The sequence below is a fragment of the Methylobacterium sp. HMF5984 genome, from assembly GCF_045033435.1.
In the GTDB taxonomy this organism is placed as follows: domain Bacteria; phylum Pseudomonadota; class Alphaproteobacteria; order Rhizobiales; family Beijerinckiaceae; genus Methylobacterium.
Genome location: NZ_JBJFLN010000001.1, coordinates 4,009,032 through 4,021,367, shown reverse-complemented (window position 1 = coordinate 4,021,367; position 12,336 = coordinate 4,009,032). Strand labels below are relative to the sequence as shown.

The 12,336-nt window shown below is 61.8% G+C and carries 8 protein-coding genes, 1 tRNA gene and 1 pseudogene; 5 read left to right on the top strand and 5 right to left on the bottom strand.

The window, feature by feature from the left end; all coding sequences use genetic code 11:
* Positions 1-64 precede the first annotated feature (64 nt).
* On the top strand, positions 65-883 hold the full coding sequence (locus ACFZ8E_RS19570) for a transposase (RefSeq protein WP_405043563.1): 819 nt from the start codon (positions 65-67) through the stop codon (positions 881-883).
* A gap of 901 nt (positions 884-1,784) precedes the next feature.
* A protein-coding gene (locus ACFZ8E_RS19565; protein WP_405042273.1) for an IS3 family transposase occupies positions 1,785-2,926 on the top strand; the annotation gives its coding sequence in 2 pieces (ribosomal slippage) (positions 1,785-2,052 and positions 2,052-2,926; 1,143 coding nt in all).
* 30 nt (positions 2,927-2,956) lie between these two features.
* Here the strand turns inward: ACFZ8E_RS19565 and ACFZ8E_RS19560 are convergent.
* On the bottom strand, positions 2,957-3,181 hold the full coding sequence (locus ACFZ8E_RS19560; protein WP_405044420.1) for a transposase: 225 nt from the start codon (positions 3,179-3,181) through the stop codon (positions 2,957-2,959).
* 532 nt (positions 3,182-3,713) lie between these two features.
* On the opposite strand from ACFZ8E_RS19560, the gene ACFZ8E_RS19555 reads away from it, so the two are divergent.
* Positions 3,714-4,970, top strand: coding sequence for a hypothetical protein (locus ACFZ8E_RS19555; protein ID WP_405043562.1), 1,257 nt, complete (start codon positions 3,714-3,716; stop codon positions 4,968-4,970).
* A 153-nt stretch (positions 4,971-5,123) separates the two neighbouring features.
* On the opposite strand, the pseudogene tnpC reads toward ACFZ8E_RS19555, so the two are convergent.
* From tnpC to ACFZ8E_RS19540, 3 genes and pseudogenes are all read right to left on the bottom strand, one after another.
* Positions 5,124-6,400, bottom strand: a pseudogene (gene tnpC / locus ACFZ8E_RS19550) (IS66 family transposase).
* 535 nt (positions 6,401-6,935) lie between these two features.
* Complete coding sequence (locus ACFZ8E_RS19545) at positions 6,936-8,990, bottom strand: DUF6538 domain-containing protein (protein ID WP_405043561.1); 2,055 nt, start codon at positions 8,988-8,990, stop codon at positions 6,936-6,938.
* 99 nt (positions 8,991-9,089) lie between these two features.
* Positions 9,090-9,164 (bottom strand) — tRNA-Gln (locus ACFZ8E_RS19540).
* Positions 9,165-9,239: 75 nt separating this feature from the next.
* On the opposite strand from ACFZ8E_RS19540, the gene ACFZ8E_RS19535 reads away from it, so the two are divergent.
* Complete coding sequence (locus ACFZ8E_RS19535; protein WP_405043560.1) at positions 9,240-9,980, top strand: SDR family oxidoreductase; 741 nt, start codon at positions 9,240-9,242, stop codon at positions 9,978-9,980.
* 157 nt (positions 9,981-10,137) lie between these two features.
* Positions 10,138-11,754, top strand: coding sequence for a peptide chain release factor 3 (locus ACFZ8E_RS19530; RefSeq protein ID WP_405044419.1), 1,617 nt, complete (start codon positions 10,138-10,140; stop codon positions 11,752-11,754).
* A gap of 31 nt (positions 11,755-11,785) precedes the next feature.
* Here ACFZ8E_RS19530 and ACFZ8E_RS19525 read toward each other — a convergent pair whose 3' ends face one another.
* Positions 11,786-12,238, bottom strand: coding sequence for a response regulator (locus tag ACFZ8E_RS19525; protein ID WP_147725058.1), 453 nt, complete (start codon positions 12,236-12,238; stop codon positions 11,786-11,788).
* Between the last annotated feature and the right edge of the window lie 98 nt (positions 12,239-12,336).

The following is a 12,336-nucleotide window of genomic DNA, read 5'->3' as shown; positions in this document are numbered from 1 at the left end:
ACGCGCTGGGTGACGAAGTGGGCTTGATGGATAGGCTGATGATGTCCCTCGCCAGAGACGCCTCATGCTGCACCTGCCCGCCCGCTTCGCCGGGATCATCCTGTCGTTCGCTCCGCTGTTCGTCCACCGGTCGTGGCGGCACGCTCAGGCCCTGCTGATCGGTGCGATCCTGTGTCCGGGCCGGCGCACGGTAGCGAGCGTTCTGCGGATCACGGGCCGGGCGCGAGACCGCCATTTCGTGAACACCCACCGGGTGCTCAGCCGCGCGGAATGGTCTCCCCGCTCAGCCGCCCGCATCCTGCTTCGGCTGCTCGTCGAGGCCTTCGTCCCACATGGCCCCGTGGTGCTGGCGCTCGACGACACGATCGAGCGGCGCTGGGGACGGCGTATCCAGGCCCGCGGGATCTACCGTGATCCAGTGCGTTCGTCCGGCGCCCATTTCGTCAAGACGAGCGGCCTGCGCTGGATGAGCCTGATGCTACTCGCACCCATCCCCTGGGCGGGTCGGGTCTGGGCATTGCCGTTTCTGACCGCCCTCGTCCCCTCGGAGCGCGCCTATCGGGAACGAGGCCATCGGCACAAGACCCTGCTCGATGTCGGACGGCAGATGACCCTGCCGGCGCGCCGCTGGTTGCCGGGGCGCGACCTCGTACTGGTGGGCGACAGCGCCTTCTCGACCTTGCTGTTTCTCGACGCCCTGCGCCGCGGCGCCGTCACTGCCATCACCCGCCTACGCCTGGACGCGGCGCTCTACGATCCAGCGCCCCTAAGGCCTCCGGGTACGATCGGGCGCCCACGCAAGAAGGGTGTGCGGCGGCCAACCTTGTCCAAGATCCTGACCGACCCGGGTACCATCTGGCAGCAGGTGAGCGTGCCGAGCTGATACGGCATGGGCGAGCGCAAGATCGAGATCACCTCGGCCACCGCCGTCCGGCATCATTCCGGTCTACCAGGGGTGCCGATCTGATGGGTTCTGATCCGCGATCCCGAGAACCGCTTCGAGCCCCAATCGCTGCTCTGCACCGCCCCCCCCACGAGATTGGACCCAGATCGTCACGTGCCTCATCCTGAGCTAGTCGAAGGATCGTCCGGCGTTGGCAGGTCGAAGTCACCTTCCAGGAAGCGCGTGCCCATCTCGGCCTCGAGACACAGCGGCAATGGTCTGACATCGCTCGTACGACCCCCTGCTTGCTCGCCCTGTTTTCCATCGTCACTTTGCTCGCCACGCGGCTCCCGGCACGTGTGCGGCGGCAGATTGCCGTGACTGCGTGGTACCCCAAATCGCAGCCAACCTTCCCCGATGCTCTCGCAGCCGTCCGTCGAACCATCTGGCGCGAGGAAGCTTCTTCGCTGTCAGACCACAGGCGCGACCGCAGGAAACGTCGGTTCCGTCTTCTACCTGCCTGGGCCTACGCCCTGTGCCAGGCAACTTAAATGGCCAAAGTCGAGCTGAGCGTGCCGCCACGACTGGTGGACGAACAGCGGAGCGAACGACAGGATGATACCGGTGAAGCGGCAAACAGGTGCGGCATGAGGCGTCTCTGGCGAGGGACACCATCAGCCTATCCATCACGCCCGCTTCGTCACCCAGCGCGTTCCACGACCGGTCGAAATGGCCAAAGTCGAGCTTAGCGGATCGCCTTGGCGAGTTTGCTATCGCGGCTGATGAGGCCAAGCTTCTCGCTTAGCCACGGTTCCAGCACCTCGATTACTGGTTGTGGCCTGACCGGCTGGCTTTGGACCGGGCTGATTGAGAGGATCAGCCAGGACCAAAGGAGTTGGACATGCGGCGAGGCCAGAAGACGAACGCGGAGCAGGTCGTGCTCAAGCTGCGTCAGATTGAGGTGCAGACGGCCCAGGGCAAGAGTTTGGCCCTTGCATGCAGGGAGGCGGAGATCTCCGAGCAGAGTTACTACCGCTGGCGCAAGGAGTACGGCGGCCTTCAGGTCGATCAAGCCAGGAAGATGAAGGATCTGGAGCGCGAGAACGCTCGTCTGCGCCGGCTCGTCGCCGACCTTTCTCTAGAGAAGCAGGTGCTGGCGGACGTCGCCTCGGGAAACTTGTAGCCCCCGAGCGACGCAGGCAGGCGGTGAACGGCATCCGCGAGAAGTACGGCCTCTCGGAACGTCACGCCTGCCGGATCGTCGGTCAGCACCGCGGCACGCAACGCTACGTGCCTACCGTGCTGGCCGACGAGGATGCACTGACCCAGGCCATGATCGCCCTGGCGTCCGAGTACGGACGCTACGGCTACCGCCGAGTCACCGCGCTGCTACAGGCAGCCGGCTGGCAGGTAGGCAAAGACCGGGTTCAGCGCATCTGGCGTCGCGAGGGGCTGAAGGTCCCCAGCCGACATAGACCCCGCAGCCGCTTGTGGCTGAACGACGGCTCCTGCGTGCGGCTACGACCGCTTCATCGCAATCACGTCTGGAGCTTCGACTTCGTGCAAGCCCAGACGCACGATGGGCGCTCTCTGCGCATCCTAACGCTGATTGACGAGCACAGCCGTGCCTGCCTCGCGCTGAAGGTGGCGCGGCGCATCAACAGCGTCGGCGTGATCGAGGCGCTGGCCGACGCGATGTGCCTGCACGGCATCCCGGAGCACATTCGCTGCGACAATGGCCCAGAGATGATCTCCAAGGCGTTGCGCAAATGGGTCGCCAAAGCTGGCTCACAGATCCAGTACATCGCGCCAGGATCCCCGTGGGAGAATGGCTACTGCGAGAGCTTTAACGGCAAGCTGCGCGACGAGTGCCTACGCCAGGAGATCTTCTACTCGCTGAAGGAGGCGCAGATCGTGATCGGTCTCTGGCAAACCACCTACAACCGCGTTCGACCGCATTCGTCGCTGGGCTATCGGCCGCCCGCGCCCGTCAGCTACCCGGGTCTGGCCTTCCGGCTACCCATGGCCGCCACCATGCAGTAGCCTCTCAATTGGCTCGGTCCAAAATACCGGTCAGGTCAGTTGGCTTCGCTCATGACGCACGGCATGTCGCTCGTTTGCCGAGCGACCACCCAGCTCCGCTTCCATCCGGTAGAGCACAGCGATGTGAGCCAGCGCCTCCACAGCGGCCGGTGAGGCGGCAGCGAGTTCGAAAAACAGCCGCCGTGCGTGGCTCCAGCAATATGCCAGCCGGATCGCGCCGCCCTTCGGGCACGACCTCGTACACCGCACAGCCATCAACCAGCAGCACGCCTTCGAAGGCGGCCAGAAGCGAAATCGTGCCGACACCTCAGAATACCCCTTCCGCTCCGGGCGGCAGCGTGATTCTCTGACTCCCTCGGTGTTGGGAAAGCTCGGATGGGTAAGCCAGGGTTCTTCGATTTGGATGAGCTCTGTAAGCCGCTGTCGGAGAACGGCGGTCCGCTGGTGAAGCGCGCGGTCCTAATCGTTTTCGAGGCTTTTCCACCGAAGCGGGCGGCCTCAAACAAACGGTCAAACCCCGCTATCAAGCTATTCGTCGATGTTTCCGAAAGTAAAAAATGCCTTGACGAACATAAGCGGAACAGCTTCACCCGGAAAAACTGAGCAACAGAAGACAATTAAATAAAATATGATGAGGTTGCCATTGCAATATCCCAAGGATAGAAATTATAATTTATGATTAAGAATATTATAAACTCAAAGTAAAAATATCTCGACTTAATTAATACAGGATATTATTAGATTTATTAAATATTTGCAATACCCAACTTGATGCGCAGGAGAAAATATGTTTTCAAATGGATACAATCGCTTTTATCATTATCATCTGAAAAAGTGTGGTGGTACCAGTTTTAATGAATGGCTGGATATGCAGGTAACAGAAGAACGGCGATGCCGTTCAGGGTGGATTGGAGATTGGCTAACTGCAAATGCAGAAGCCCGTGATTCTCGTGAAATATTTTATTGTTCCGATGGAATACATACTCATGCGCCGCTACTTTCTTATGCCCCATCAGGGACATTCGCTTTCACAGTTCTCCGCGAGCCATCGTCCAGGCTCTTATCTCAAGTTGCTGACTGGCGGCGTTTGAGTGCACAAGATTGGTCTAAAAGTAACAAGACACTGCAGCAGATGGGTGTTGATGTGGTTCGCTTGCCTTTGAAAGAATTTCTGGTTGAATATGGTCGAGCCGCAAACAAGGTATTATTAGACAACTACTTAGTTCGCGCCATGGCGGCATGCCGTGTTGGAAATCTCGCAAGAGACACTATTGATGCTCAGAGACTATTAGATCCAGCTTTGAGGGCGCTCGAAGACTTTGATGTCGTTGGTCTTACTGAAAATCTCATGGGCATGCAAATTGTAGTATCAAAAATACTTGGTTTCGCTCCTCCAGGAAAAAGAGAAAGACGAAATGAAACACGTTCATTTGAAATACTTGAGAACGAATATGAGCCAGCGGAGCAGTTAATCCAAGATTTAACTTTTTATGATCAAGTGATCTACAAAGCAGCTAGTCGCTTGTGGGCATCTCGACATGCAAGTTTAGCTAGTGATGCCTCTTCACCTATTTTTCCTGAAGGCGCGGTCGCTGCGGTAAAACGGTTGCGCCCTACCATGCAGGACGGCTGGGTGACTTTCACAGTCCGTGACGTGCTTGTTGGTACTGGGTTTCACGGCCGCGATGGTGTTGGAACTGATCAGTGTGCAGTGTGGACAGGTCCCACTCGAGTTGCGGTATTATATATACCAGTACCGGCGCACTACCTCTTGAAGTTTCAAATCCTTGTTCGTGGTTACGCGGATGAATCCCAACGAAATCGGCTTCAAATACGCGTAGATGGGGTAATTCAATCTTATTACTTTGAGGATAGGAATGGTTATCGAGACGCTATTGTATTTGAAGCAACACCATCGCGAGAAATTATAAATATCACCTTTGATTTCGGTTGTACTATAGCAGGAAATCCTGCGCTTCCATTGCAAGATATTAGAGAAAGAGGGTTTAACTTCGATTGCTATGGATGGCAATATACTTTATGAATCGCCAATTTTCAATTCGATTACTGATTTAATAACTATAACGCTTTTGTTCGATTGCCCAAACGGGTTATCAGGCTGATTAACTTACGGGACGTCGGTGGGCGTCAGGTATACCTTTACAGCAGTAATTACTCAGGCCTGTGACGGCTGGAATCAGGGACCGACGGTCTTGAGGATGGTGCTGAAGGTGCTGCCTGTGAGGCGTGCGGTATCGACGACGGTGCGGATATCGGCCTCGCCCTCGGCGGCCCACATCGCACGTTAGCCGTTGGTCACCTTCCGCTGGACGACCGCCGGGCGCAGCAGCCGCTCGCTACCGTTTTTGGTCGGTCCGACCGCGCCGGGATGGGCGAGGAACACCAGAAGCTGACGGCGCGCCCGTCCGATCTTGGCCTGCAGGTCGCGGGTCAGGTCGCAGCGGCTCGACGTGGCGAGGATGGCGCCGAGCTGTCGATCCAAGGTCCGGCGCTTGGCTGCCAGGGTCGAGGCGGCTAGCTCGGTGACGCGCTCGGCCAGGGCGAATACGGATCGCCACCAGAGTTGCAGCCGCCAGGGCACGGGGTCCTCGCTGGTCTCGACGACGTAGGCGACGTCGCGGGCGAGATGGGCGAGGCAGGTCTGGTGCGCGGCGGCATGACCCTGCTGGGCGGTGTAGCGGTCCGAGATCCACACCGCGGGCCAGTGCCTGTCCATCATCTCCCGCACCACGATGGCGCCCCGCGTCGGCGAGGCCGTGTGCACCACGGCGTCGGCCGCGTGGAACACCCAGTGATAAGCGTTACTGCCCTCGATCCGGACGCCGGTCTCGTCCGAGGCGACAACGGCGGCCCGGCGTAGCGTCGAGACGGCCTCCTCGCGACCGGAGCGGAAGTGCCTCTGCGCGCGCTGGAGTAGGTTCATCAGCCCGCCCGGGTTGAGCGTTAGACCGAACAGGTCCGACAGCGCCGCCTGCAACCGCTCGTAGGACAGCGCCTGGAAGGTCTTCAGATACGTCGCCACCGCATGCAGCCACGGGCCGAACGGCGTGCCCCGCGCCGCCTCCGGCACCGGCGCGACCACCCGCGTCCCGCAGGTCGGGCAGTGCACGACCAGCCGCCGATGTTGAGTGACGACCGGCGCCACCTCCGGCAGCTCGATCCGTTCGGAGAGGCTGACGACCTCGGCGGAAAGATCCCCGTGCAGGGCGCCACCGCAGCACGAGCAGCGGTCGGGACGATGCTCGACGACCGCATCGGGATCCTCGCTCATCACACGGCTATGGCCCTCGTGGCCGGGCTTGGCCCCGCCGGATTGGATTGCTCCCGCCGCTCCTTGCGGTCAGTCGCCGGCGGCTTCGAGGAGGTGCGCGAGGTCTTGTCCGGACGCTGCAGTCGCAGCACCAGCTCGATCAGCTCCTCGCGGCTCAACCGCTCAAGATCGATGCGACCCATCCCACGAGAGAAGCAGCGAAACCCGATCCGCGCAAGGGCCTGGGTAATTACTTACAGTGAACTATTACTTTGAAATATCTATGCCGCTTGGAGCGGTATTAAGGTTTCCTATCGCTGTTAACCTAGGAAACGCTAAAACGGTTCAGCCAGGATACTTCAATTTGCATGGGCGGACACCTGGAAATACCCTTTCCGTGGGGAGCGGTGTCGTGTTTCTCTGATGCCGTTGGCGTTTGAGAGGCTCGGATGGGTCAGCCAGGGTTCTTCGATCTGGATGAGAGCTATAAGCGTCAGTCGGAGAACGGCGATCCGCTGGTGAAGATCGAGCTATTCGGACGCACACATAGTGCATGTGAAGTTACTTGAATATGCGGTAAAAAGTGCATAACAAGCCACAGTCGACGAACAGCTAAGTAGTTGCTTTTGCAGCGGTTAACCAGCATGAAATCGAGTCCTGCCAGCGACACCCTTGCGCTACAACGTACGGACAAATTCGGACATGCGAGCGGCGATACAAAAGGACCGCCAATCTGCGTCAGCCCCTTAACTGCGGCGAGGGTCTTTTCATGGCACGCTTCGACTGACGGGCAAAAGGCGCAGGTCTTTTGTCGGAAACCCATTCCAGCAGTCGAATGGACCGCGCATCGAGATGCGCGGTCACAACTGGCAGCTTGATCAGATCGGCCAGCATGGAACGCAGGGCGATGGGATCGCAGTACCGCTCATCGGTCTCGCCCTTGCCGCCATGCCCGAGGATATCGGCGCGGATTTCCGTATGGACGCGCGCCTGCTTCAGATTATTGCCCAAGGCATGTCGGAAAGAGTGGATAACTTTCTTCCTGGCGGCAGCGTCGGGAACTGCGATCTTCATGCCCTCTAAGAACTCGTCGTAGAGACGGTCGCCAAGTGGAGCCTTGGAGTTTGGTGATTTCAGATCCGGGAATACGAGTTGGTATCCGAGATTTTTAATCGCACGGACGTAGTCCATAAATCCAAGGCGCAGGATTTCTGGATGCAAGGCGATGTACCGAACCGATTGGTCGTTTTTGATGCGCCGCGTCTGATTTCGTCGGATGTCGATATAGGCAACGCCGTCGACCTCGCAGACATCGTCGACATGGAGGCCGCAAATTTCTTCTCGCCGTGCGCCAGTATAGTAAAGCAGGATGATCGCGAAATACAGTGCCCTGTGGATCGTATCGGGGCCGGGTTCGAACGGTTGCCGCCAGGATTTGCAGCCGGTAAAGCACGCCAGTCGGAAGATGGCCCCGACATCCTCGGTGGTCAGTGCAGCGCGCTTGTTACGAGCACGATTTTTGGTCTTAGCTCGCAGAAGAGCGACGCTGATATTTGAGTCGATGAGTAATCCCTGTGCCTTCAGATAGGTCAGCAACTGGCCGATGAAGGTCAGGTGGCGATTCAGGGTCGCGCCCGAAATCCCGCGCTTTTCCGGCGCGAGCCTGGCGCCGATAGTTCTCAGTTCTACCGTGGTTCGGTGCTGATCCTTCGGACTCTTGCCATAGCTTGGCGATACAGCGCGTAAGAGGCCGACCAGATCGGCGAGGTGACTCTGACGCAGGTCCGCGACATCGAGTATGCCCGTCTCGAACAGGAGCTTGGCAAAGAGGGCGAAGATCTGGCGGGCCTGGACCTGCGTTTTGATATCCCAGTCCTCGTCCCTGGCCCGTGCCGCCATCATCGCTTCGCCGAACACGATGACCGGATGGTTGTCGAGCGACCCGATCCGTGGGCCGAATGGTCCTTTCGCCAACGGTCTATCCGTCGTCTGTTCTGTGCTCTCGCGTGCGGTCTCGGTCACGCGTTGAGGGGGTGTCTCCGATGACCGCGAGGCCGCGGCATCGCTGGACGCTTCGGCAGGCCTTGAGATCGTGTCGACCTCGCTGAGGACGATAGCGTCCAACTTCGCGTTGTCCTCGATTCGCGCGCCGTCATAGCGGCGCTCGGTTGCGAAGGCGGCTGTCGCCATCGCACGAAACGTTGCCTCCTGCGCCAGCGCCAAGTTCACGGACGTCGCCGGAGCGTCCTGGTTGCTCAGGAGGGCTTCGAGGCGTGTTTGAGGCATTCGATGCGCGCCCTGCGCGATCATGATGGCAAGCGTGGCACTGACCTCGGCGACGTCCTCTTGGCTAAGGCCCTGCTGGGCCATCTTCGCGGCGGTGGCGTCGTCGACGACAGAGGCAGCACCCCGGCCGGCCAGCAGGCGAAAGACCCAGCCCATGCGTTGGTCGCAACGTCGGCTGTCGTCGGGGTCAAAGTTCGGCTCGACCCGCTCGGCGGCTGCAACGCGGTCGAGCTTGTCGAGATGAGCAAGCAAGCTCTCGCGGAAAACGCCGTCGAGCTGGCGGCAGGTCATGACGATGTCGGGATCGGCGTTGGCCATGGCGTGCTGGAACAGATCGTCGGAATGGGCCGTGAGCTGACCGGCGAGGAAGCGGGCCCGGCGCGGATCGCGCGTGCCAAGGCTGACGATAAGTGATTCGCCCTTACAAAATTGGCACAGCGGCTGCGGGATTCGGCGGCGCCAGGAGTAGGTTGCGCCGCGACGGTAGGCATGGGCGATGGCGGGCATGGGGCACATCCTGTGCTACAGGCATGTGCGACAGGGATGTGTGCCGGCTTCGAATACGCAGGGCGAAAACGGAGCTAATTCAACGACATGCGCGGAAATTGGCTGGGGCGCCAGGATTCGAACCTGGGAATGGCGGTACCAAAAACCGCTGCCTTACCACTTGGCGACGCCCCACCAGAGGACGGCGCTGTCTAGACGCGGATGCGTGGACAGGCAACTGGTTTGACGGGGGCGGTGGTGAGGCGCGCGATGGGCGGCAGGGTGGCTTTGGTGACGGGGGCGGGGTCCGGCCTCGGGCGGGTCGTGGCGATGGCGCTCGGGCGGGCCAGCTATGCCGTCGTGCTGGCCGGGCGGCGGCGTGCGGCTCTGGACGCGGTGGCGGGCAAGATCGGCGCGGCGCTCGTCGTCGAGGCCGACGTCACCGATCCGGCCTCGGTGGATCGGCTGTTTTCCCGCGTGGCGGCGGCGCATGGCCGGCTCGACCTCCTGTTCAACAATGCCGGCATCTTCACGCCGGCCGCCGCCATCGACGCGGTTTCGCTCGAGGATTGGCGCACCAGCGTCGACACCAACCTCACCGGCGCGTTCCTATGCACGCAGGGGGCGTTCCGGATGATGAAGCAACAGGATCCCCGCGGCGGCCGGATCATCAACAACGGCTCCGTCTCGGCCCACGTGCCGCGGCCGCACTCGGCGCCCTATGCGGCCACCAAGCACGCGATTACCGGGCTGACGCGCGCGACCTCGCTCGACGGGCGGCCCTACGACATCGCCTGCGGCCAGATCGACATCGGCAACGCCGCCACCGCGATGACCGACGGGTTCGCCGCCGGCGTCCGGCAGGCCGACGGGTCGATCCGGCAGGAGCCGGTGATGGATGCGCGGCACGTCGCCGAGGCCGTTCTCTACATGGCCGGGTTGCCTCTCTCGGCCAACGTCCAGTTCATGACGCTGACCGCCACGGCGATGCCGTTCATCGGCCGCGGCTGAGCCGGTCGCTTCGCTCGCGCGTCTTTGCCAAGCGGCGGCCGGGCGCCTAGAGGAGGGCGCAAAGGTCGGTCGCCCCGTTCGAAGGGTGTGCAGGCCCGCCCGAAACTCCACGACACCGACCCCGGATGCGGGTCCGAGAGCCGTTTTGACGATGCTGATGCAGCCGCAGACCAAGACCGAGGCGAGGCCGCCCGCCGATCCGGTGGCGCGGCGGCGCACCTTCGCGATCATCTCGCACCCGGATGCCGGCAAGACCACGTTGACGGAGAAGCTGCTGCTGTTCGGCGGCGCGATCCAGCTCGCGGGCGAGGTCAAGGCCAAGCGCAACCGCGTCTCGACCCGCTCGGACTGGATGGGCATCGAGAAGGAGCGCGGCATCTCGGTCGTCACCTCGGTGATGACCTTCGAGTACGGCGACTGCGTCTTCAACTTGCTCGACACGCCGGGCCACGAGGATTTTTCCGAGGACACCTATCGCACCCTCACGGCGGTCGATTCCGCGGTGATGGTCATCGACGCCGCAAAAGGCATCGAGGCGCGGACGCGAAAACTGTTCGAAGTGTGCCGGCTGCGGGACATCCCGATCGTCACTTTCGTGAACAAGCTCGACCGCGAGGCGCGCGAGCCCTTCGAGCTGCTCGACGAGATCGAGAAGACGCTGGCGCTCGACGTCGCGCCGATCACCTGGCCGATCGGCCGCGGCCGCAACTTCGCCGGCACCTACGAGCTCGGCGGCAACCGGGTCCGCCGCTTCGACGCGGCCGACGACGCCGGGACGGAAGCGGTCGCCGGCTTCGCCGATCCGCTGTTCGACCGGCTGCTCACCGAGAACGGCGAGGCCGATGCCTGGCGCGAGGAGGTCGAGCTCGCCGAGGGCGGGCTGAAGGCCTTCGATCTCGACGCGTTCCGCGAGGGCCATCTCTCGCCCGTCTTCTTCGGCTCGGCCCTGCGCAATTTCGGCGTGCGCGACCTCATCGACGGGCTCGCCCGCTTCGCGCCGCCGCCGCGCGGGCAGGATTGCGACAAGCGCACCGTCGCCCCGACCGAGCCGAAGATGACCGGCTTCGTCTTCAAGATCCAGGCGAACATGGATCCGAACCACCGCGACCGCATCGCCTTCATGCGGGTCTGCTCCGGCCAGCTCCGGCGCGGGATGAAGGCGAAGCTCGTGCGCACCGGCAAGCCGATGTCGCTCTCGGCCCCGCAATTCTTCTTCGCGCAGGACCGCGCCATCGCCGACGAGGCCTTCGCCGGCGATGTGGTCGGCATCCCGAACCACGGCACGTTGCGCATCGGCGACACGCTGACCGAGGGCGAGGACATCGTCTTCCGCGGCGTGCCGAGCTTCGCTCCCGAATTGCTGCGCCGGATCAAGCTCACCGACGCGATGAAGGCGAAGAAGCTGCGCGAGGCGTTGCAGCAGATGGGCGAGGAGGGCGTCGTCCAGGTCTTCGTGCCGCAGGACGGCTCGGGCGCGATCGTCGGCGTGGTCGGCGCGCTGCAGCTCGACGTGCTGAAGGAGCGGCTCCAGGGCGAGTACGGCCTGCCGATCGACTACGACGCGACGCGCTTCTCGGTCTGCCGCTGGGTGGCGTCGGATTCGGAGGTTGAGCTCGACAAGTTCATCGATTCGCACGGCTCGGCCATGGCGAAGGACCTCGACGGCGCCCCGGTGTTCATGGCGACCACCGCCTTCTCGCTGCGCTACGAGGAGGAGCGCTACCCGGCGGTGCGCTTCACCGACATCAAGGACTACCAGAAGCGCCAGGCCTGAGCGCCGGCGCGGATCGGCCGCCGGCGCGGGATCAGTACTTGCCCAGCATCGGGAAATCGACGCTGAGTGTCGATTCCGAGGCCATCGGCGCCTCGCGCTTGCGCGGCTTGCGGTTGAGGACCTGCTTCAGCTTGGTCTTCAGCACCGCCATGTCGAACGGCTTGAGGATGAAGGCGTCGGCCCCGGCCTGGTGGGCGACGTTGATGTCCTCGAAGTTGAACGACGTCTCGGTCAGGATGAAGGGTGTGTTCATCAGCGCGTCGTCGGCGCGGATCTCGCGCAGCAGGCTGATGCCGTCCATCGGCTCCATGTCGAGGTCGGAGATGACGAGGGCGTATTTCCGCTCGCGCAGCCGCTCCAGCGCCACGACGCCGTCGGTCACGCCCTCGACATCCGGGAAGCCGATGCGATTCATCAGCATCACGATGAGGCGCAGGAGCTTTTCCTGGTCGTCAATGATGAGGATCGGTGGCGTCTCGGTCATGACATCGTCTGCGGCATGGAGCGGGCCGTGGGTTCAAGGTCCGATCGCGAGATTGGGTGAAAGGGATGAAAAAACTGCTCTCTTCCATCCCGGAGATT

Coding starts and splice junctions, on each gene's coding strand:
- ACFZ8E_RS19530 (WP_405044419.1), top strand. CDS start 10,138: ATGCAGCCGCAGACCAAGACCGAGGCGAGGCCGCCCGCCGATCCGGTG.
- ACFZ8E_RS19555 (WP_405043562.1), top strand. CDS start 3,714: ATGTTTTCAAATGGATACAATCGCTTTTATCATTATCATCTGAAAAAG.
- ACFZ8E_RS19570 (WP_405043563.1), top strand. CDS start 65: ATGCTGCACCTGCCCGCCCGCTTCGCCGGGATCATCCTGTCGTTCGCT.
- ACFZ8E_RS19525 (WP_147725058.1), bottom strand. CDS start 12,238: ATGACCGAGACGCCACCGATCCTCATCATTGACGACCAGGAAAAGCTC.
- ACFZ8E_RS19545 (WP_405043561.1), bottom strand. CDS start 8,990: ATGCCCGCCATCGCCCATGCCTACCGTCGCGGCGCAACCTACTCCTGG.
- ACFZ8E_RS19560 (WP_405044420.1), bottom strand. CDS start 3,181: ATGGCTGTGCGGTGTACGAGGTCGTGCCCGAAGGGCGGCGCGATCCGG.
- ACFZ8E_RS19535 (WP_405043560.1), top strand. CDS start 9,240: ATGGGCGGCAGGGTGGCTTTGGTGACGGGGGCGGGGTCCGGCCTCGGG.